We start from the raw sequence: 19,860 nt of genomic DNA, 5'->3' as shown, positions 1-19,860 counted from the left end.
GGTGCATCGGCCGCACGACCCGGGGGACGGCCCGAGACGAACGATCTCTGCTCCGGGCGGCGCGGTGACTGGCGCCGGCGCCGCCCGGAGGGTCTGTCACGCGGTGCCGGTGAGGTGTTCCGGCCGGACCGGCGTGCGGTTCAGTTCCCGTCCCGTCGCGTTGCGGATCGCCGCGAGGACGGCCGGGGTCGAGGACAGGGTGGGGGCCTCGCCGATGCCGCGCAGCCCGTACGGCGCGTGGTCGTCGGCGAGTTCGAGCACGTCGACGGGGATGGTCGGCGTGTCGAGGATGGTGGGGATCAGGTAGTCCGTGAAGGAGGGGTTCCTGACCTTTGCGGTCTTCGGGTCGACGACGATCTCCTCCATGACCGCCACGCCCAGGCCCTGCGTGGTGCCGCCCTGGATCTGGCCGATCACGGACAGCGGGTTGAGCGCCTTGCCGACGTCCTGGGCGCAGGCCAGTTCGACGACCTTGACCAGGCCGAGTTCGGTGTCGACCTCGACGACGGCGCGGTGCGCGGCGAAGGAGTACTGCACGTGGCCGTTGCCCTGGCCGGTGCGCAGGTCGAAGGGCTCGGTCGGCCGGTGCCGCCACTCGGCCTCGACCTCCACGGCGTCGTCACCGAGGACGTCCACCAGGTCGGCGAGCACCTCCCCGCCGTCGGTGACGACCTTGCCGCCCTCCAGCAGCAGCTCCGCCGTTGCCCAGGCCGGGTGGGCCGCGCCGAACCGGCGCCGTCCCAGCTCGAGGACCTTCTCGCGCACCAGCTCGCAGGAGTTCTTCACGGCGCCGCCGGTGACGTAGGTCTGCCGGGACGCCGACGTCGAACCCGCGCTGCCGACCTCGGTGTTGGCGGGGTGGATGGTCACCTGGGCGACACCGAGCTCGGTGCGGGCGATCTGGGCGTGGACGGTGACGCCGCCCTGGCCGACCTCGGCCATCGCGGTGTGCACGGTGGCCACCGGCTCACCGCCGACCACCTCCATGCGCACCTTGGCGGTGGAGTAGTCGTCGAAGCCCTCGGAGAAGCCGACGTTCTTGATGCCGACCGCGTAGCCGACTCCGCGGACGACGCCCTCGCCGTGGGTGGTGTTGGACAGGCCGCCGGGCAGTTGCCGTACGTCGGCGCCCTCGCTGGACTCCCACTGGCGCTCCGGCGGCATCGGCATCGCCTTGACGCGGCGCAGGAGTTCGGCGACGGGAGCGGGCGAGTCGACGGGCTGGCCGGTGGGCATCAGCGTGCCCTGTTCCATGGCGTTGCGCTGCCGGAACTCCACCGGGTCCAGGCCGAGTTCCTTCGCCACCTTGTCCATCTGCGCCTCGTAGGCGAAGCACGCCTGGACCGCGCCGAAGCCGCGCATGGCGCCGCAGGGCGGGTTGTTGGTGTAGAGGGCGATGGCCTCGATCTCCACGTCGTCGACCCGGTAGGGGCCGACGCCGAGCGAGGAGGCGTTGCCGACGACCGCCGGGGAGGCGGAGGCGTACGCGCCGCCGTCCAGCACGATGCGGCACTTCACGTGGGTCAGCTTGCCGTCGCGGGTGGCGCCGTGCTCGTAGTACAGGCGGGCGGGGTGGCGGTGGACGTGCCCGAAGAACGACTCGAAGCGGTTGTAGACGATCTTGACGGGCTTGCCGGTGCGCAGGGCGAGCAGACAGGCGTGGATCTGCATCGACAGGTCCTCGCGCCCGCCGAACGCGCCGCCGACGCCGGCCAGCGTCATGCGCACCTTGTCCTCGGGCAGGCCCAGGACGGGCGCGATCTGGCGCAGGTCGGAGTGGAGCCACTGGGTGGCGATGTAGAGGTGGACACCGCCGTCCTCCTCGGGGACGGCGAGCCCGGACTCGGGGCCGAGGAACGCCTGGTCCTGCATGCCGAAGTAGTACTCGCCCGTGACGACCACGTCGGCCCGCGCGCGGGCGGCCGCCACGTCGCCGCGGACGATCGGCTGGCGGTGGACGATGTTGGGGTGCGGGACGTGGCCGATGTGGTGGTCGTCGCGCCCCTCGTGGACGAGGATCGCGTCCGGGGCGGTCGCGGAGGCCTCGTCGGTGATGACGGGCAGCTCGCGGTAGTCGACCTTGATCTTGGCGGCGGCGCGGCGGGCCGTCTCCGGGTGGTCGGCGGCGACGATCGCGACCGGCTCGCCGTGGTGGCGGACCTTGCCGTGCGCGAGGACCGGGGTGTCCTGGATCTCCAGGCCGTAGTGCTTCACCTCGGTGGGCAGGTCGTCGTAGGTCAGCACGGCGTACACGCCGGGCAGCGCGAGGGCCTCGGAGGTGTCGATCGAGACGATCTCCGCGTGGGCGACGGTGGAGCGCAGGATCTGCCCCCACAGCATGTCCTCGTGCCACATGTCGGAGGAGTACGCGAACTCGCCGGTGACCTTGAGGGTGCCGTCCGGGCGGAGCGTGGACTCGCCGATGCCGCCCCGGGTCTGCGCGCCCTGGGTGATCTTGGTGGGGGTGCCGTTGGGAGTGGTGGGAGTAGTCACGTCAGACCGCCTCTCCCTGCCGGGCGGCCGCGAGCCGGACCGCGTCCATGATCTTCTCGTAGCCGGTGCAGCGGCACAGGTTGCCCGACAGCGCCTCGCGGATGTCTGCGTCGCTCGGGGTGGGGTTGCGCTCCAGCATCTCGTCGGCGGCGACCAGCAGGCCGGGCGTGCAGAAGCCGCACTGCACGGCGCCCGCGTCGATGAACGCCTGCTGGATCGGGGACAGTGCGGTGCCCTCGCCGGTCCGGGAGTCGGCGCCGCCCGCCTGCCAGGCCTTCGCCTCGTCCGGGCCGGTGCCGCCGCAGGCGCCGGACGCGCAGCCGCCCTCGGCCCGCTGCCGGGCGAAGTCCGCGAGCCCCTCGACGGTCACCACGTCCCGGCCCTCGGCCTGGCCGGCCGCGACCAGGCAGGAACACACCGGCACGCCGTCCAGGCGGACCGTGCAGGACCCGCACTCGCCCTGTTCACAGGCGTTCTTGGAGCCCGGCAGGCCGAGCCGCTCACGCAGCACGTACAGCAGGGACTCGCCCTCCCAGACGTCGTCCGCCTCCTGCGGCCGTCCGTTGACGGTGAGATTGACGCGCATCACGCAGCTCCCTCGGTGGCGCGGTGGGTGCCGCGGTACGACTCCCAGGTCCAGGTCAGCGTCCGGCGGGCCAGCACGCCGACCGCGTGCCGGCGGTAGCTCGCGGTGCCCCGGACGTCGTCGATCGGGTTGCAGGCGGCGGAGCACAGGTCGGCGAACTGCTTCGCGACGGACGGGGTGATGATCTTCCCGTTGTCCCAGAAGCCGCCCTCCTCCAGCGCCGCGTTCAGGAACTCCTCGGCGGTCTTCGCCCGCACGGGCGTGGGCGCCGCCGAGCCGATGCCGGTGCGCACGGTCCGGGTGTCCGGGTGCAGCGCCAGGCCGAAGGCGCACACCGCGATGACCATGGCGTTGCGGGTGCCGACCTTGGAGAACTGCTGGGGCCCGTCCGCCTTCTTCACGTGCACGGCGCGGATCAGCTCGTCGGACTGGAGGGCGTTGCGCTTGACGCCGGTGTAGAAGGCGTCGATCGGGATGAGCCGGGTGCCGCGGGCCGCGGACTCCGCCTCGACCTCGGCGCCGGCCGCGAGGAGGGCGGGGTGGGCGTCGCCGGCCGGGGAGGCGGTGCCGAGGTTGCCGCCGACGCCGCCGCGGTTGCGGATCTGCGGGGAGGCGACCGTGTGCGAGGCGAGGGCGAGGCCGGGCAGTTCGGCGCGCAGGTTCTCCATGATCCTCGTGTACGGGACCGAGGCGCCGAGCCGCACGCTGTCCTCACCGACCTCCCACTCGTAGAGGTCGCCGACACGGGTCAGGTCGAGCAGGTGCTCGGGCCGGCGGTGGTCGAAGTTGATCTCGACCATCACGTCGGTGCCACCCGCAATCGGCACAGCGGCGGGGTGCTCGGCCTTGGCGGCGAGCGCCTCCTCCCAGCTGGCGGGGCGAAGGAAGTCCATGACCGGCTCTCTTCTGCGTCTCGTGGTGCGTACGGATCGAGCCAGGATCGGTGCGGCGGGACCGGCTCGTTCATGTGGTGTTCACGCGGAGTGGGCTCAGTACACAGGGGTGTGCTCCGACGGGGTCAGTCACCGAAACCATGAAGGAGTTGGCTGGCCTCGTCAGCCATCTTGTAGATTCATATGAACGGAGGTCATCAGAAACCTCCTGGTTCTCCTGCGGAAACGCGGGAAACAGCCCGGCCCGCACCGGGCGCGGACCATGACCGCCCGGGCCGGCGACCGGGAGCCCCGCGACGGGTCCCGCCCGACGACACCCCTCACGATCCATCGTAGATTTCTAGACAGAGAACGGCGGCGACGAGAATGCGGCTGCGCGCACTGCTGGACACCGACGCGCTCGGGCTGCGGCTGCTCGGCGGCGAGGACGAGCTGGACCGCACCGTGCGCGGGGTGATGACCACCGACCTGCGCGACCCCAGCCGCTACCTCTCCGGCGGCGAACTGGTCCTCACCGGTCTGGCCTGGCGGCGCGACGCCGCCGACTCCGAGCCGTTCGTACGGATCCTGGCGCACGCCGGGGTGGCCGCGCTGGCGGCCGGCGAGGCCGAGCTGGGCGACGTGCCCGACGACCTGGTCGCCGCCTGCGTCCGGCACCGCCTGCCGCTGTTCGCCGTGCACGAGTCGGTGGCCTTCGCCACGATCACCGAGCACGTCGTCCGGCAGGTGAGCGGCGAGCGTGCCGGGGACCTCGCGGCGGTCGTCGACCGGCACCGGCGCATGATGACCTCCGGCCCGGCGGGCGGCGGCCCCGACGTGGTCCTGGACCTGCTCGGCTCCGACCTGGACCTGCGCGCCTGGGTGCTCTCCCCCACCGGGCGGCTCGTCGCCGGCCCCAAGGCGGCAGGCGCGGCGCTGCCGGGCGGCCTGGGCGCCGGGCTCGCGGCCGAGCACCTGGCCGCGGTGCGCTCGGGCCGGCGGGCCCCGAACCGGGTGACGCTCGGCGCGCAGGTCTACTCGCTGTTCCCGGTGCGCACCGGCGGGCGGGGCCCGCAGGCCACGCGGGACGTGCGCGAGACGGTCCTGTCGGACTGGCTGCTGGCCGTGGAGGCGGACGCCGGGGACTGGCCCGAGGAGCGCCTGGACCTGCTGTACGGCGTCGCCCAGCTCATCGCCGTCGAACGCGACCGCCGGGACGCGGCCCGCACGGTGCGCCGCCGGCTGGCCCAGGAGGTCCTGGAGCTGGTGCAGACGGGCGCCGCACCGGCCGAGATCGCGGCCCGGCTGCGGGTCGCCGCCCCGGTGCTGCTGCCCGGCCTCGGCGCCGCCCCGCACTGGCAGGTCGTGGTCGCGCGCGTCGAGTGGGACGGCGCCGGCCTCGACGGTGGCCCGGCGGCGCAGGCGCTGCTGGAGGAGGTCCTCGCCGACGCCGCGGGGCCCACCGGCGCCGCGGGCCCCGCCTCCTCGCCCGGCGCGGAACCCGCCGACCGCATCGCCGTCGCCCACACCGGTGAGGAGGCCGTCGCGCTGGTGCCGCTGCCCGCGGTGGTCAGCGAGCACGACGGTTCCGAGACCGGCGTCCAGGCCGACGCCCTGCTGGCCGCCGTGCGCGAGCCGCTGACGGCCGGGCTCGACGGCGACGGCCGGGTCACCCTCGGCGTCAGCGCGGCCGTGCACTCGGCCGAAGGGCTGCGCGGAGCGCTGGAGGAGGCCCGGCACGCCCGCCGGGTCGCGGCCGCCCGCCCCGGCCCGGTGTGCGCCGCCGGCCACCAGGAGCTCGCCTCGCACGTCCTGCTGCTGCCGTTCGTCCCCGACGACGTGCGCCGCGCCTTCACCGCCCGCCTGCTCGACCCGCTGCGCGACTACGACCGCCGCCACCGCGCCGAGCTGATCCCCACCCTGGAGGCGTTCCTCGACTGCGACGGCTCCTGGACCCGCTGCGCGACCCGTCTCCACCTGCACGTCAACACGCTGCGCTACCGGGTCGGGCGAATCGAGCAGTTGACGGGCCGTGACCTCTCGCGCCTCGAGGACAAGCTGGACTTCTTCCTGGCACTGCGGATGAGCTGACGCCACCCGCGCCTTCCCGCCACCGCGGAGTCCCACGACTTTGTGAAATCCTTCACCCGCCCCCTTGGCCCGGCCCGGTGATCCGTGCTGAGATGCGCCCACCCACTCATGAGCTCCACGGGTGCCGGCGCACGACAAGGCTTGGACACGGCCTACGGGAGGGCAACGTGGCGCAACCCGCCATGTCCGGTATGGGATCCGGTACGGCAGGCACCGCCGGGGACGATCCGCTCCAGACCGCGGTGTGGCGGCTGCGCTCGCGGGCCTGCTGGGGCGACGCGGCCGCCCTGCTCCCGCCCGACACCGCGGCGACCGCCCTGCAACGGGCGTCGCTGCTGGTCGAACGGTGCCTGTACACCGAGCACGGCTGGGAGGAGGCCGAGGACGCCCTGCGCACCGCCGAGGCCCTCACCCACACCGACGACGAACGCGGCGCCGCCGCCTGCGAACGCGGGTACCTGGCCTACGCCGCCACCCTGCACGGCGTGCGCGACCGCGCCGACGAGGCCCGTGCTGCCCTCGGCCGCGCCGCCGCCCTGATCCCGCCCGGCGCCGCCGCCCGGGCCCTGCTGGACTTCCGGCGCGGCCTGGTCGCCCAGAACGTCGCCGAGGCCCCCCAGGCGGCCCGCGCCGCGTTCCGCCGCGCCCACGCGGGCGCCACCGCCCACGGCGACCTGCTCCTGCTCTCCTTCACCTGGCGCCACCTCGCGGGCCTGGCCCTGCGCGAGGGCGAACTGGCCGAGGCCCGCCACGGCTTCACCGAGTCCCTGCGCATCCGCGAGGAACTCGGCTACCTGGTCGGCACCGCCCCGGCCCTGGTCTCCCTCGCGGACGCCGAGACGGAACCCCAGGCCTCCCGCCTCCGCGAGGAGGCCCGCCGCCTGTTCCGCCTCCTGGGAGGCGTACCGACGTGGCTGGCGACCCAGCTGGCCCCTCCGGGAACGGCGACGGCGTAGGGGACGTCTCGGCGCGGGCCCGGTGCATCCAGCCCGTCTTCTCGCGCCCCTCCGAGGGCTTCTCGGCGAGCGCCCGGTGCTTCCAGCCCGTCCGGCGTTTGAGGACGAGGCCCCTTCAGGGCCGAAGCGGGGGCCTGGGGGCGGCAGCCCCCAGCAACGGCGCGCAACCACCCCACCACCCGCCGCCGAACATCAGACCGCGCCCGTGAAGTGCTCCCGCACCAACGCCCCGACCACGTCGAGATCCCGCCCCACCAACGCATCCAGCAACGCGCCGTGCTCCGCCGCGTCAGCGATCAGCTCCGCCCGCTCCCGCCCACCCCGCACCCCACCCACCAACGGCCACTGCGCCCGCCGGTGCAGGTCCTCCGCGATCCGCACCAACTGCTCGTTGCCCGACTGCGCCAGCACCGCCCGGTGGAAGGCCCGGTCGGCCTCCGCGTACGTCGCCCGGCACCCCGAGGCCGCCGCCCGCACCGTCGCCTCCGCGAGCGGCCGCAGTTCGGCCCACCGCTCGGCCGGCACCGTCCGCGCGAGCCGCAGCATCACCGGCACCTCGACGAGCGCCCGCACCTCGGCCAGTTCGGCGAGCTCCCGCGCCCCGCGCCGGACCACGCGGAAACCCCGGTTGGGGACGACCTCGACGGCACCCTCCAGGGCGAGCTGCTGCATCGCCTCGCGCACGGGGGTCGCGGACACCCCGAACCGCTCCCCGAGCGCCGGGGCGGAGTACACCTCGCCGGGCGTGAGGTCACCGGCGACCAGCGCGGTGCGCAGCGCGTCGAGCACTTGCCCGCGCACGGAGGAGCGCTGCACGGCGGGACGCGGTACGCCGGGCCGCGGCAGCGGCGTCTCGGAGTGGACGTGCTCCCCCCGGGCGCCCGCAGCGCCGGTACCGCCCGCACCGTCGGCCCCGCCCTCCCCCGGCCGGACCCGTCCGCCGCCGTCCGCGGCCCGCCCTTGCGCGGGGACGCGCGGCGCGCGCGCCGCGCCCTCGGGCGCTCCCGTCCCGGCGGAGCCCTGCGTGCCCTGTGTCACGGGGTCCTCCTCCGGCTCCGGGCTTGTCGGTACTTGGGGTCATTAGGTCCGGTTGTTACTCGTCCGTCAAGCACCTTAGGCGCAGCGGCCGCCACTTCCAATTGCGTCCACCATTGCTAAGGTTAGGCTTACCTTTGATCACGGAGAGATCGGCGGTCCGCATGCCCCTGTCCCCGCCCGCCCCGGCCCCGGCCCGGGCCCGCTCGGTCACCGCGGACGCCTACGCCCGCCTCAGCGGGGCGTTCCCCACCCTGACCGTCACCGAGCTGGCCGCCGGCGAGCCCGCTCCCCGGGGCGGCGGCTGGGTCGGGGCCGAGGCGCTGGCCGGGGGCGGGGCCGCGCTGGACGCCTTCCTCGCCTGGGACGACGCCCAGGTGCTGCGCGACTACGGCACCCGGGCCCGCCCGGACGTGGTCGCGAGCTTCGCGCTGCACCGTTACGCCTGGCCGGTGTGCCTGCTGATCACCGTGCCGTGGTTCCTGCACCGCCGGGTGCCCCGGCTGCCGGTGACGCACGTGTCGTACGACCGGACGGCCGGCGACATGCGGCTGGCGGTCCGGGAGCCGGACTCCTTCGCCTGTCTGCCCGGCGACCCGGCGGCGGCGCTGCCGGGCGCCCGGGTGGTGCCGGACGAGGAGGCGCTGCGGGCCGAGGTGCGCGCGGCGGTCGCCGAGCACCACGAGCCGTTGCTCGCCGGCTTCGGCCCGCGGATGCGGCGCCGTGGGCGGGCCCTGTGGGGCATGGTGACCGACGAGGTCGTCGAGGGGCTGTGGTACGTCGCCCACCTGTTCGGCGACGGCGAGCAGGAGCGGGCCCGCCGGGAGCTGGAGCTGCTGCTGCCGGGCGCCACCCGGCCCTACGTCGGCTCGGCCGCCTTCCGGGAGCTGACCGGCCCCGACGGGGAGGCGCTGCCCACCCGCGACCGGGCCAGCTGCTGCATGTTCTACACCGTGCGCCCCGAGGACACCTGCGCCACCTGCCCGCGCACCTGCGACGCCGACCGGATCAGCAAGCTCGCCGCGCCCGCCGCGAGTTGACCCGGCATCAGGGGCACCCTCGGGCCTGAGCACCGCCCCGGGTCCCGTAAGATCATCGGCGCACGGGACTCCCGCTCGGTCACGGGAAGGGCACACTTTCCTCACGTGCCGCAGGAACTTTCCGTCGCACCACCCGTACGGGTAGTCTTATTCGAACTCAACTCCCGCCCCTCAAGCGGCAGTTCGAGCAGAACGTCGCCCTGGGCAGCCCCTTGCACCTCCTTGGCGGCCTCTTGCCCCGAAACCCCCTGAGGGCCGGTGGGATTGGGCCACCATGGCGGGCGTTACGCCCTATCCCAATGCAAGGGACCCCAGATGAGATTGACCGACATATCGCTGAACTGGCTGCTTCCGGGCGCCGTGTTGCTCCTGGGCATGCTGGCGGCGGTGGCGGTGCTCAGGCGCGGCAAGAACCCCGCGGGGAAGGACGCGAGCGCGGACGACTCGTGGGAGCGCCTCGAGGAGCGCCGCCGGCGCAAGGAGGCCATCTACGGCACCGCCTCCTACGCCCTGCTCTTCTGCTGCGCCGCGGTCGCGGCCGCGCTGTCCTTCAAGGGCCTGGTCGGGTTCGGCGAGCAGAACCTGGGCCTGACGGGCGGCTGGCAGTACCTCGTCCCCTTCGGTCTGGACGGGGCGGCCATGTTCTGCTCGGTCCTCGCGGTGCGGGAGGCCAGCCACGGTGACGCGGCCCTGGGCTCGCGCATACTCGTGTGGACGTTCGCGGGCGCCGCGGCCTGGTTCAACTGGGTGCACGCGCCCCGGGGCCTCGGCCACGACGGCGCGCCGCACTTCTTCGCGGGCATGTCCCTGTCCGCGGCGGTGCTCTTCGACCGCGCGCTGAAGCAGACCCGCCGGGCCGCCCTGCGCGAGCAGGGCCTGGTGCCGCGTCCGCTGCCGCAGATCCGCGTGGTCCGCTGGCTGCGCGCCCCGCGCGAGACCTACAAGGCCTGGTCGCTGATGCTGCTGGAGAACGTGCGCACGCTGGACGAGGCCGTGGACGAGGTGCGCGAGGACAAGCGGGAGAAGGAGCAGTCCCGGATGCGCCGCCGGGAGCAGCAGCGCATGGAGCGGGCCCAGCTGAAGGCGCTGAGCCGCGGCCACCGCGGTCTGCCGGGCCGCGGCGGGCGCCAGGTGGAGATCCCGGCCGTGGAGCGGGGTGCGGAGCGGGTCCCCGCGGAGCCTGCCATATCGGCGGAACAGCTGCCCGTGCGCGCCCGTCCCTCGCTCCAGCCGGTCCGCAAGGGCTCCGACCCGATCACCGTCGACCTCACCGCGGAGGACGACACAATGGCCCTGCCGCGGCTGGACTCCCTGGAGCGCAAGCTCAAGGACCTGGAGCAGCAGTTCGGCTGACCCCGGAGGAACGGTGACGGGGCACGACACATGACGGGACGGGGCGCGGCCGACAGGGCCGCGCCCCGTCCCGTTGCCGTACGTGGCGCCAATGGACCGGCGTCAGGCGGCCTGCGCGCCCAGTTCGAACCAGACGGCCTTGCCGACACCGTGCGCGTGGACGCCCCACGCGTCGGCGAGGGACTGCACCAGCATCAGGCCCCTGCCGTTCGTGTGGTCGTCGGCGACCGGCACCCGTGGGCTCGGCCTGCGGGCCACGAAGTCCCGTACCTCGACGCGCAGTCGGTCCGGTTCGACGGTGGCGGTGAGGACCGCGTCGTCGTCGGTGTGGACAAGTGCGTTGGTGACCAGTTCGCTGGTGAGCAGTTCCGCGATCGCCGACCGCTCCGGTCCGCCCCAGGGGCGCAGGAGCTCCCGCAGGGCGCGCCGCGCCTCGGGCACGGCCCGCAGGTCCGCCCTGCCGAGCTTGCGCCGCAACCGGTGCGAGGGACACTCCGTCCCCTCGTCCTCCTCCCCCGCCCGTGCCGTCGGCGTGTCCGCGATCGCCGTGGAACCGCTGCCTCGTGCCTGCCTCTTCATGACCCCCGCCCGTGCGCCGATGTCGGTTCCCCTCAGCTCGAACACGTTCACGGGGATCCTTGCCCGACCGGACGGGGGCCAGTCATCCGGTCCGCGCGACACCCGGGTGTTCGGCCACGATCCGGGCACCGGGTGCCGCCGACCGGAGGCGCCGGGCCGCCCGTTCGGGCGTGACCGGCCGCGCGCGCGGCGTCCCGACGTGGTCACGGGACCCGGGTGGGGCCGGTCGTCGGCGTGGTACGCGAGGGGCGCGGGCGTCTCCGGGACGGCGAAGTTGGCCGGAATGCATCGCCGGGAGTCAGGGGCGCGGCACGTTGCGGAGGTTGGAACGGGCCAGCTGGAGCATGCGGCCCACACCGCCGTCCAGCACGATCTTCGAGGCGGACAGGGCGAACCCGGTCACCATCTCCGCCTTGATCTTCGGCGGGATGGACAGGGCGTTGGGGTCGGTCACCACGTCGACCAGGGCCGGACCCTTGTGCTTGAACGCCGACTTCAGCGCCCCGGCCAGGTCCTTGGGCTTCTCGACGCGCACGCCGTAGGCCCCGCAGGCCTGTGCCACCGCCGCGAAGTCGGGGTTCTTGTTGGCGGTGCCGTGCGAGGGCAGCCCGGCGACCAGCATCTCCAACTCCACCATGCCGAGCGAGGAGTTGTTGAACAGCACGATCTTCACGGGCAGGTCGTACTGGACGAGGGTCAGGAAGTCGCCCATCAGCATGGAGAAGCCGCCGTCGCCCGACATCGCCACGACCTGCCGGCCCGGCGCGGCGAACTGGGCGCCGATCGCCATCGGCAGCGCGTTGGCCATCGAGCCGTGGGAGAAGGAACCGATGATGCGGCGACGGCCGTTGGGCGAGATGTAGCGGGCGGCCCACACGTTGCACATGCCGGTGTCGACCGTGAACACCGCGTCGTGGTCGGCGAGGTCGTCCAGCACGGACGCCACGTACTCCGGGTGCAGGGGCACGTGCTTGTCGACCTTGCGCGTGTACGCCTTCACCACGCCCTCCAGGGCGTCCGCGTGCTTCTTCAGCATGCGGTCGAGGAAGCGGCGGTCGGTCTTCTCCCGCACGCGCGGGATCAGGCAGCGCAGGGTCTCCTTCACGTCGCCCCACACCGCGAGGTCCAGTTTGGAGCGGCGGCCGAGGTGTTCGGGCCGCACGTCGACCTGGGCGATCTTCACGTCGTCGGGCAGGAAGGCGTTGTACGGGAAGTCGGTGCCGAGCAGGATCAGCAGGTCGCACTCGTGGGTGGCCTCGTAGGCGGCGCCGTAGCCGAGCAGACCGCTCATGCCGACGTCGAAGGGGTTGTCGTACTGGATGTACTCCTTGCCGCGCAGGGCGTGGCCGACCGGGGACTTGATCCGCTCGGCGAACTGCATGACCTCCGCGTGCGCACCGGCGGTGCCGCTGCCGCAGAACAGGGTGACCTTGCGGGCCCCGTCGATCAGCTCCACGAGCGCGTCCAGCTCGGCGTCGCCGGGGCGCACGGTGGGCCGGGCGGTGACGAGCGCCGTCTCGGCGGCCCGTTCCGGGGCGGGCTCGTCGGCGATGTCGCCGGGCAGGGTGACCACGCTGACGCCGCCGCGGCCGACGGCGTGCTGGATGGCGGTCTGCAGCAGCCTCGGCATCTGCTGCGGGTTGGAGATCATCTCGCTGTAGTGGCTGCACTCGCGGAACAGCTGGTCGGGGTGGGTCTCCTGGAAGTAGCCGAGACCGATCTCGCTGGAGGGGATGTGCGAGGCGAGCGCCAGCACCGGCGCCATGGAGCGGTGCGCGTCGTACAGGCCGTTGATCAGGTGCAGGTTGCCGGGCCCGCAGGAGCCCGCGCAGGCCGCCAGCCGCCCGGTGATCTGCGCCTCGGCGCCGGCCGCGAACGCGGCGGTCTCCTCGTGGCGGACGTGGATCCAGTCGATGCCCCGGTGGCGGCGGACCGCGTCGACCACCGGGTTGAGGCTGTCGCCGACGACGCCGTACAGGTGTTTGACTCCGGCGCGGGTGAGGATGTCGACGAACTGTTCGGCGACGTTCTGCTTGGCCATGGTCCACGTGCCCTTCGGTCTGGGGTCCCAGGACCACCATGACCGCTGGAGTGCGGTTCACGCCTCCCAGACGGCGGCCGCCGTACGGTCGTCGGCGTATCCCTTGACCCTCACCTGGACGTCGGCGAGGTAGGCGGCGAGGCCGGGGGGTTCCGGCGCTGCCCAGCGCGCGGCGAGGTGCGCGGACAGCTCGGGCTCACCGTGCAGCGGGTCGGCGAGGCCCGCGGTGCACATCAGCAGCGTGTCACCCGGACGGGCTACCGAGGCCCGGAAGCGGAAGGGCGCGCGGGGCGGACCGGGCGGGGCCGTGGCACCGAGGTCCACGGTGAGCGGGTCGCCCGCGGGCCTCCCGGCCGGGGGCGAGCCGAACCCGACGACGGGCTCGCCGGTGACCTCGCCCGCCGCCGGTTCGATGTCCCGCCACTGCCCGCCCCGCAGCCGGAACAGCCCTCCGGCGCCCACGCCGAAGAACACGCGCGTGCGGCACTCGGGGTCGGCGGGCAGCAGCAGACAGCGCAGGTCCGCCGCGTACTCCCGTGGGTCCAGGCCCAGTTCGGCCGCCTCGGCGCGCAGCCGGCCGAGGCTGCGGTCGGTCAGACGGTGCAGGCCCGACTTCAGCTCGCCGCGCCGGGCCGCCCGGATGTCCTCGACGAGCCGGACGTGGCTGCGGCCCACGGCCCGCCCGATCCACCGGCACAGCTCGGCGGCCGCCCGGTGCGCGCCGGGCGTGGCCCGGGCCCCGGTCGCCATCGCGACCAGCACCAGTGCCTGCTCGCCCGCGCCGAACCGGGCGGTGAGCAGCGCGTCCCGGCGCGGCTCGCCCCGGTAGCGCGCCGAGTCCCCGCGCAGCGAGGCCGCGCGCAGCGTGCAGGCCCCGTACCGGGCGCCGTCCAGCACGGTGTCCGGCACCAGGTCCGCCAGGTCGTCGGGGTCGGCGGGCGGGAGCGCGGTGGGCTCGGCCTCGTAGGTCGGCGGCCGCACCCCGACGTGGTCCCGTCCGGGCGGCGGCACGATCGGCAGGGCCGGGGGCGGCAGCGAGTCGGGAGCGGTACGGGCGGCGGGGATGGCCCCCGGGGCGAGGCCCGGGGCGGGGGCCGGCGGGTGGGGAGGGGTCGCGGGGGTGGCGGGGTCCGCGTCCGTGGGCGCGGTGGGCGGTGGCGGCGGCGCGGGCGAGGTCGTGGGGGCCGGTGGGAAGGCGGGGGCCGGTGGGGCCGTCGACGGAGCGGGCGGCGTATCGGCCGGGCCGGACGGGGGTGTCGGCGATTCGGCGGGCGGGGCGGGCGCAGCGGGCTGGGCCTCGGCCGGTCCGGGCGGAGACGCCGGCGCTTCGGCGGGCGGGACCGGCGGGGCCGCCGGTGGAGCGGGCGGAACCTCGGACAGGCCGGACGGAGGCGCCTGCGCATCGGCGGGCGGGGCCGGCGGTGGAGCAGGCGTATCGGCCGGTCCGAACGGAGGCGTCGGCGCTTCGGCGGGCGGGACCGGGGGGGCCGCCGGTGGAGCGGGCGGAACCTCGGACAGGCCGGACGGAGGCGCCTGCGCATCGGCGGGCGGGGCCGGCGGTGGAGCAGGCGTATCGGCCGGTCCGAACGGAGGCGTCGGCGATTCGGCGGGCGGGACCGGGGGGGCCGCCGGTGGAGCGGGCGGAACCTCGGACAGGCCGGACGGAGGCGCCTGCGCATCGGCGGGCGGGGCCGGCGGTGGAGCAGGCGTGTCGGCCGGTCCGAACGGAGGCGTCGGCGATTCGGCGGGCGGGGCCGGCGGGGGCAGTTCGGGTTCCGGGGCCTTGGCGGTTCCCGTGGTCCAGGCGGTGGCGCCGGTGGGCTGCTGGGGCGCCTCCGGCGCGGCGGGACGGTCGGGTCGCGGGGCATCCGCCCGTGGGGCCGGACGCTCGGTGAAGCCGGGCGGGAGCGGTCCGGCCGGGAAGGTCCCGGCACCGGGACCCGACCTTGGCTCAGGCCCCGACCCCGGCTCGGAGCCCGGAGCCGACCCGGGCTCGGACCCGGACTCGGCCCGTCGCTGCGCGGGCACGTCCAGGGGCGGAACGGCGCCTCCCGGCGCCGCGTCCCACGGGACCCCGCCGTACCGGCCCGCGTCTTCCGGTGCCGCGTCCCGGGGGACCCCGCCGTCCCGGCCCGCGTCACGCGGAACCCCGTCCCACGGGACCCCGCCGTACCGGCCGGGGTCTTGCGGCACCCCGTCCCGGCGGGTCCCGCCGTCCCGGCCCGCGTCCCCCGCGCCCGCGTCCCCCGCGACCGCGTCCCGCGGGACCGCTCCGCGCCGACTCCCGTCTCCGGGGCTGGCGTCCCGCCGGTCCTCCGCGGGGGTCGCCGGGGGCGGCACCGTGTCGTGGGAGTCCCAGGGGCTCCACGGGTCCGGGTCCGGCTGCTCGTGGGGCGGGCGTCTGCCGGGGGTCGCGTTCACCGTGCCCACCGCGGAGGCGAACCGGTCGTCCAGCGAGTCGGCGGCGGCCGTGGGGCCGGTGTCCGCGGTGGCGTCGTCGTACAGCTGGCCCCACCAGTCGTCGTCGGGACCGGTGGGCCTTCCCCCCTGCTGGCTCATGCCGCAATTGTGACCGCACGGGCCGGTCGGAAACGGGGCATCGGGAAATTGCCGTACGCCACGCCGGGCGGTTCCACCCCCCACGGGAGAACCGCCCGGCGCGCCGGGTGACCCGGCCCGGCTCCCTGTGCGCCCCCGCGCGTGCCGGGCCCGGGCCACCGTTCGGGCCGACCGGGAGACCAGGGCCGTCACGGCCGTGGGCCGGGCGGCGGGCTCCCCTGACCGTCCGCTGCGACGGAGATCATGTCGTCGGCGCCGAAGCCCACACCTTGGCAGAGGGAGCGGGTCTGCGGCGATGATGTGCGGCGGCGGGTTCACGCCATGACCGTTTCCCGCCACGACGACGGGTGGCGGGCAGCAGCCGGGCTGCTCGCACGGGGCCCGGCGAAGGTTGGACGAGGGCAGGAGGGACGTCCCGGATGCTGGGAGCGATAGGGCTCGACGAGACGCACGAGGCGGCGTACCGGGCGCTGGTGTCCGTGGGCGCCGCCGACGTGCCGGCCCTGGCGCGCCGGCTGACGCTCGGCGAACAGGCCACCGAGCGGGCGCTGCGGCACCTGGAGCGGCAGGGCCTGGCCGCGCAGTCGCCGGGCCGGCCGGGCCGCTGGGTCGCCGCTCCCCCGGGCGTCGCGCTGGGCGCGCTGCTCACCCAGCAGCGGCACGAGCTGGAGCGGGCGGAGCTGGCGGCCGCGCTGCTCGCCGAGGAGTACCGGGCGGCGGCGGCCGAGCCGTCGGTGCACGACCTGGTCGAGGTGGTGACCGGCGCGGCGGCGGTCACCCAGCGCTTCCTGCAGCTCCAGCTCGGGGCGGCCGAGGAGGTGTGCGCGCTGGTCACCGGCACTCCGGTCGCGGTCACCGCCGGGCAGAACGACGCCGAGGAGCGCGCCGCCGAGCGTGGGGTGCGCTACCGGGTGGTGATCGAGCGGTCGGTGCTGGACCAGCCGGACGGCGTCACCGAGCTGACGGCCGCGCTGGGCCGCGAGGAGGAGGTCCGGGTGGTGGAGCGGGTGCCGACCAAGCTGGTCGTCGCCGACCGCGCGTCGGCGCTGGTGCCGCTGACCGGCCGGTCGGCCGAACCGGGAGCGCTGGTGGTGCACGCCGGGGGGCTGCTGGAGCTGCTGGCGGCCCTGTTCGAGTCGGTGTGGCGCCAGGCCCTGCCGCTGCGCCTGGGCGGGGACGGCCGGGTCGCCGAGCAGGCGCCGGACGGCCCGGACGCCGTCGACCTGGAGGTGCTGTCCCTGCTGCTGGCCGGGCTGACCGACGCGAGCGTGGCCAAGCAGCTGGACGTCGGGCTGCGCACCGTGCAGCGCCGGGTGAAGCGGCTGATGGAGCTGACCGGGGCGACCACCCGGCTCCAGCTGGGCTGGCACGCGCACGAGCGGGGCTGGGTGGCCCGCGACCGCTGAGCGCCTCCTCGGCCCGCGACCGCTGAGCGCCTCCCCGGCCCGGACCCGGGCGGTCACGCCCCTCCCCCGGCGCCCGCCCGTCCCTGATCTGCGGGTCCGCCCGGCCTCGGGCAGGCTGGACGGATGGGAGCGTGGGAACTCCTGCTGGTCGGCCTGGTGGTCCTGCTGGGCCTGTGCGGAGTGCCGCTGCCGGGCGTGCCGGGGTCGTGGCTGGTGTGGGCCGCGGTGCTGTGGTGGGCGATGGAGGACCCCCGGCCGGTGTCCTGGGGCGTGCTGGTGGGGGCCACGCTCGTGCTGTTCGTCTCCCAGGTGGTGCGCTGGTCGCTGCCCCCGCGCCGGCTCCAGGCGGCCGGCGCCACGGGCCGGATGGCGGTCTTCGCCGGGGTCGGCGCGCTCCTCGGCTTCGTGCTGCTGCCCGTGCTGGGCGCCGTGCCCGGCTTCCTGGGCGGGATCTACCTGTGCGAGCGCCTGCGCCTCGGCCGGCACGGCGAGGCCCGCGCCGCGCTGCGCACGGTGATGCGCTCCGGCGGCACGGGCGTCCTGGTGGAGCTGTTCACCTGTCTGCTCATCGCGGGCGCCTGGCTGGGCGCGGTGCTGTCGGGCTGACCGCGTGCCCGCCCGGAGGCGGCCGCGGCCGGCCGGGGCTTGCTGGGCGTAGGCCCGGGGGCGTAGGGCGAGGTTCCGATGCGCGCCGTCCGGCTGCCGTGTTTGGCTTGCGGCATGACCGCATTCAGTGAGGCCGAGCGGGCGTACCTGGCGTCGCAGCGACTGGGCCGGATGGCCACGGTCGACCCGCACGGGCAGCCGCAGGCGAACCCCGTCGGCTACCGGCTCCAGGACGACGGCACCATCCTGATCGGCGGCTACGCGATGGGCAGCACCAAGAAGTGGCGCAACCTGCGCGAGAACCCCAGGATCGCCCTGGTCGTCGACGACATCGTGTCCCTGCGCCCCTGGAAGGTGCGCGGCGTGGACATCCGCGGCGAGGCCGAACTGCTGGTCGGCCCGCACGACCTGGGCGCCCACCTCAGCGAGGAGCTGATCCGCATCCACCCGCACCGCATCCACAGCTGGGGCCTGGAGGACGAGGCGTAGCGCCCGTCCGGCCGACGGGGCGGGCAAGCGCACGAGCAGGACGCTCCCGTCGCGCCGCGGAGCACCATCTTCCGCGTGTGACACGGTCGTTGACGGTGTGTCGCATCCCCCGCCGGGTATCCGGAACGCCTACGGGAGTACACACCCTCACCACGCGGGAGGAACCGTCCATGTCGCGTCACGACGCGCCGGAGCAGCACGGACTCGGCACACTCGAACCCGGCACCAGGCAGCGTGCCCAACTTCCCACCCGCATCGCCGACATCGCCTGGTCCGCGCTGACGGTACTGGTGGCGCTGTGGGCGGTCTGGGCCTCCGTCGGCGCGGTCCGGGGAACGACCGCGTGGGCCTACTGCGCCGTCGCCTGGGTACTGCTGGCCGTCGCCCTGACGATGCGGGTCCTCGCCGTTCGCCGCCGGACCACCGTCTGAGGGGGTACGACGACCGTGGCCTCCTGGCCGGAGGCGCTCTTGCGGACCGGTCCTACGCTGGGTGCATGGCCACCGATCCCTTCCTCAGCCGAGGCCCCGACTCGACGGACCTGGTCCTGCACGGCGGCTCGCCGACGGGGCCGGTGCGGATCGCGCTGACCTCGGCGGGGCCGGCGCTGCTCACTCCGCTCGCCCTGGTCGTGCCGACCCTGGTCGTCGCCTTCTGGATGGGGCTGGCCGGGGCGCGGGCGTCGACCATCTGCGTGGTGGTGGGGCTGATCGCCGGGCTGGAGTACCTGCTCGGCTGGCCGGCGGTGGCCCACGTCCGGGCCCGGCGCATCCTGCGGGTGGAGTTCGCGCCGGCCGGGGTGCCCGCGTCCCTGCGGTTGGTCCGGGCCGCCGGGCCCGACGACTGGCTGCCCGTCGACACCCTGCGCGAGGTGCGGCTGGCGCACGAGGTGGTGGAGCCGTACGAGGGGGACCACAAGCCGGCCGTCTCCACGCTCGTGCTGGAACTCGTCCTGCGGGGCGGCCGGGAGCGGCTCGACCCGCTCCCGTTCGGCGGCGACCCGCAGCGGCTCACCGACGCACTGGAGGACCTGCTGGGTCCAGCGGGGGCCGAGGTGGAACTGCGCACCGAGCGCAGCACGCGCCGCCGGCCGCAGCCCAACTCCGGTTGGACCTCCGGCGGTTCGGCCTCGGCCGGCTCGGGCGGCGGCTGACCCCGGGCTGCCCGCGGCGCTCCCCGGCCGGGGAGCGCCGGTCGATGCGGCCGAGGGCAGGCGGAGCGGGGCGGCCCGACGCTGCCGGGGCGCGCTGCGGTCCGCTCGCAGCTCACCCGCCTGCCGGGCCGGGAGGCGCTCGTGCCGGAACGGCGTTTCGATGGCTGCCATGAGCGAGCGCGACGACTTCCTGGCCTGGGTCGGATCCGACCTGTACGCAGCGGAGCTGGCCCTCCACAACGGCGACGCCGAGCCGCGCAGGGCACTGTGGTCCCGCAGGGAGCCGGTGAGCGTGCTCGGTGCCTGGCGCAACGCCTTCGGGCTGCGCGAGGTCGACGCGCTCTTCACCCGGCTCGCGGAGGGCTTCTCCGACTGCACGTCGTACGCGTTCGAACTGCGCGCGTGCGACGTGCTGGGCGCTGTGGCCTGGACGGCCGGCTTCGAGCACACCTCGGTGTCCGTCCGGGGCAGGCCCACGAGCTACACGCTCCGGGCGACGCAGGTCTACCGCCGCGAGGACGGGTGGTGGCGGGTCGCCCACCGTCATGGGGACGAAGTGGCGTGACCGGCACCCCGTCCGGGCCGGCCCGGACGTCCGGCT

General features: G+C 75.1%; 17 protein-coding genes. 10 read left to right on the top strand and 7 right to left on the bottom strand.

The genetic code is table 11. The features are described 5' to 3' along the window. Positions 1-96: 96 nt before the first annotated feature. The 3 genes from E4U91_RS27560 to E4U91_RS27550 are packed head-to-tail and all read right to left on the bottom strand — an operon-like array spanning position 97 to position 3,972. Complete coding sequence (locus tag E4U91_RS27560; RefSeq protein WP_137309327.1) at positions 97-2,493, bottom strand: xanthine dehydrogenase family protein molybdopterin-binding subunit; 2,397 nt, start codon at positions 2,491-2,493, stop codon at positions 97-99. Position 2,494: 1 nt separating this feature from the next. Beyond that, on the bottom strand, positions 2,495-3,079 hold the full coding sequence (locus tag E4U91_RS27555; RefSeq protein ID WP_137309326.1) for a (2Fe-2S)-binding protein: 585 nt from the start codon (positions 3,077-3,079) through the stop codon (positions 2,495-2,497). Then, positions 3,079-3,972, bottom strand: coding sequence for an FAD binding domain-containing protein (locus tag E4U91_RS27550; protein WP_137309325.1), 894 nt, complete (start codon positions 3,970-3,972; stop codon positions 3,079-3,081). The genes E4U91_RS27555 and E4U91_RS27550 overlap by 1 nt, the downstream gene beginning before the upstream one ends. A 366-nt stretch (positions 3,973-4,338) precedes the next feature. Between E4U91_RS27550 and E4U91_RS27540 the strand changes: the two genes are divergently transcribed. Further along, the gene (locus tag E4U91_RS27540; protein WP_137309323.1) at positions 4,339-6,042 is read left to right on the top strand and encodes a PucR family transcriptional regulator; all 1,704 of its coding nucleotides are present in this window, start codon (positions 4,339-4,341) and stop codon (positions 6,040-6,042) included. A 167-nt stretch (positions 6,043-6,209) separates the two neighbouring features. Further along, positions 6,210-6,998 (top strand): hypothetical protein, encoded by a 789-nt coding sequence (locus tag E4U91_RS27535; protein ID WP_137309322.1) that lies wholly within the window; start codon positions 6,210-6,212, stop codon positions 6,996-6,998. A 192-nt stretch (positions 6,999-7,190) separates the two neighbouring features. On the opposite strand, the gene E4U91_RS27530 is transcribed toward E4U91_RS27535, so the two are convergent. Continuing rightward, positions 7,191-8,036 (bottom strand): GntR family transcriptional regulator, encoded by an 846-nt coding sequence (locus tag E4U91_RS27530; protein WP_137309321.1) that lies wholly within the window; start codon positions 8,034-8,036, stop codon positions 7,191-7,193. A gap of 161 nt (positions 8,037-8,197) precedes the next feature. Between E4U91_RS27530 and E4U91_RS27525 the strand changes: the two genes are divergently transcribed. Further along, complete coding sequence (locus E4U91_RS27525; protein ID WP_137311017.1) at positions 8,198-9,073, top strand: (2Fe-2S)-binding protein; 876 nt, start codon at positions 8,198-8,200, stop codon at positions 9,071-9,073. 315 nt (positions 9,074-9,388) lie between these two features. Continuing rightward, the gene (locus E4U91_RS27520) at positions 9,389-10,426 is read left to right on the top strand and encodes a DUF2637 domain-containing protein (RefSeq protein ID WP_137309320.1); all 1,038 of its coding nucleotides are present in this window, start codon (positions 9,389-9,391) and stop codon (positions 10,424-10,426) included. 102 nt (positions 10,427-10,528) lie between these two features. Here E4U91_RS27520 and E4U91_RS27515 read toward each other — a convergent pair whose 3' ends face one another. From E4U91_RS27515 to E4U91_RS39095, 3 genes are all read right to left on the bottom strand, one after another. Beyond that, on the bottom strand, positions 10,529-11,005 hold the full coding sequence (locus E4U91_RS27515) for an ATP-binding protein (protein WP_137311016.1): 477 nt from the start codon (positions 11,003-11,005) through the stop codon (positions 10,529-10,531). Between the two features lie 298 nt (positions 11,006-11,303). Next, complete coding sequence (locus tag E4U91_RS27510; RefSeq protein WP_137309319.1) at positions 11,304-13,046, bottom strand: pyruvate dehydrogenase; 1,743 nt, start codon at positions 13,044-13,046, stop codon at positions 11,304-11,306. Positions 13,047-13,103: 57 nt separating this feature from the next. Next, complete coding sequence (locus E4U91_RS39095) at positions 13,104-14,813, bottom strand: protein phosphatase 2C domain-containing protein (RefSeq protein ID WP_241678898.1); 1,710 nt, start codon at positions 14,811-14,813, stop codon at positions 13,104-13,106. Between the two features lie 1,211 nt (positions 14,814-16,024). Between E4U91_RS39095 and E4U91_RS27495 the strand changes: the two genes are divergently transcribed. The 6 genes from E4U91_RS27495 (at position 16,025) to E4U91_RS27470 (ending at position 19,824) form a co-directional block, all read left to right on the top strand. After that, positions 16,025-17,011, top strand: coding sequence for a TrmB family transcriptional regulator (locus tag E4U91_RS27495; RefSeq protein WP_137309318.1), 987 nt, complete (start codon positions 16,025-16,027; stop codon positions 17,009-17,011). Between the two features lie 123 nt (positions 17,012-17,134). Next, positions 17,135-17,617: a DUF456 domain-containing protein gene (locus tag E4U91_RS27490; protein ID WP_137309317.1), complete on the top strand. Its 483-nt coding sequence runs from the start codon at positions 17,135-17,137 to the stop codon at positions 17,615-17,617. A gap of 114 nt (positions 17,618-17,731) precedes the next feature. Beyond that, positions 17,732-18,106 (top strand): PPOX class F420-dependent oxidoreductase, encoded by a 375-nt coding sequence (locus tag E4U91_RS27485; RefSeq protein WP_137309316.1) that lies wholly within the window; start codon positions 17,732-17,734, stop codon positions 18,104-18,106. A 170-nt stretch (positions 18,107-18,276) separates the two neighbouring features. Next, positions 18,277-18,537, top strand: a complete 261-nt coding sequence (locus tag E4U91_RS27480; protein WP_137309315.1) for a hypothetical protein — start codon at positions 18,277-18,279, stop codon at positions 18,535-18,537. Between the two features lie 65 nt (positions 18,538-18,602). Further along, the gene (locus tag E4U91_RS27475) at positions 18,603-19,259 is read left to right on the top strand and encodes a hypothetical protein (protein WP_137309314.1); all 657 of its coding nucleotides are present in this window, start codon (positions 18,603-18,605) and stop codon (positions 19,257-19,259) included. A 169-nt stretch (positions 19,260-19,428) separates the two neighbouring features. Continuing rightward, positions 19,429-19,824, top strand: a complete 396-nt coding sequence (locus E4U91_RS27470; protein ID WP_137309313.1) for a nuclear transport factor 2 family protein — start codon at positions 19,429-19,431, stop codon at positions 19,822-19,824. Positions 19,825-19,860: the final 36 nt, after the last annotated feature.

The organism is Streptomyces lasalocidi, assembly GCF_005280215.1.
In the GTDB taxonomy this organism is placed as follows: domain Bacteria; phylum Actinomycetota; class Actinomycetes; order Streptomycetales; family Streptomycetaceae; genus Streptomyces; species Streptomyces longwoodensis.
The sequence above is the reverse complement of the archived record's forward strand: the minus strand, read 5'-3'. Positions and strand labels throughout refer to the sequence as shown.

What these genes read in the sequence shown, in the direction of transcription:
- E4U91_RS27555 (WP_137309326.1), bottom strand. Translation starts at nt 3,079, where the DNA reads ATGCGCGTCAATCTCACCGTCAACGGACGGCCGCAGGAGGCGGACGAC.
- E4U91_RS27550 (WP_137309325.1), bottom strand. Translation starts at nt 3,972, where the DNA reads ATGGACTTCCTTCGCCCCGCCAGCTGGGAGGAGGCGCTCGCCGCCAAG.
- E4U91_RS27540 (WP_137309323.1), top strand. Translation starts at nt 4,339, where the DNA reads ATGCGGCTGCGCGCACTGCTGGACACCGACGCGCTCGGGCTGCGGCTG.
- E4U91_RS27525 (WP_137311017.1), top strand. Translation starts at nt 8,198, where the DNA reads ATGCCCCTGTCCCCGCCCGCCCCGGCCCCGGCCCGGGCCCGCTCGGTC.
- E4U91_RS27520 (WP_137309320.1), top strand. Translation starts at nt 9,389, where the DNA reads ATGAGATTGACCGACATATCGCTGAACTGGCTGCTTCCGGGCGCCGTG.
- E4U91_RS27515 (WP_137311016.1), bottom strand. Translation starts at nt 11,005, where the DNA reads ATGAAGAGGCAGGCACGAGGCAGCGGTTCCACGGCGATCGCGGACACG.
- E4U91_RS27510 (WP_137309319.1), bottom strand. Translation starts at nt 13,046, where the DNA reads ATGGCCAAGCAGAACGTCGCCGAACAGTTCGTCGACATCCTCACCCGC.
- E4U91_RS27495 (WP_137309318.1), top strand. Translation starts at nt 16,025, where the DNA reads ATGCTGGGAGCGATAGGGCTCGACGAGACGCACGAGGCGGCGTACCGG.
- E4U91_RS27490 (WP_137309317.1), top strand. Translation starts at nt 17,135, where the DNA reads ATGGGAGCGTGGGAACTCCTGCTGGTCGGCCTGGTGGTCCTGCTGGGC.
- E4U91_RS27485 (WP_137309316.1), top strand. Translation starts at nt 17,732, where the DNA reads ATGACCGCATTCAGTGAGGCCGAGCGGGCGTACCTGGCGTCGCAGCGA.
- E4U91_RS27480 (WP_137309315.1), top strand. Translation starts at nt 18,277, where the DNA reads ATGTCGCGTCACGACGCGCCGGAGCAGCACGGACTCGGCACACTCGAA.
- E4U91_RS27475 (WP_137309314.1), top strand. Translation starts at nt 18,603, where the DNA reads ATGGCCACCGATCCCTTCCTCAGCCGAGGCCCCGACTCGACGGACCTG.
- E4U91_RS27470 (WP_137309313.1), top strand. Translation starts at nt 19,429, where the DNA reads ATGAGCGAGCGCGACGACTTCCTGGCCTGGGTCGGATCCGACCTGTAC.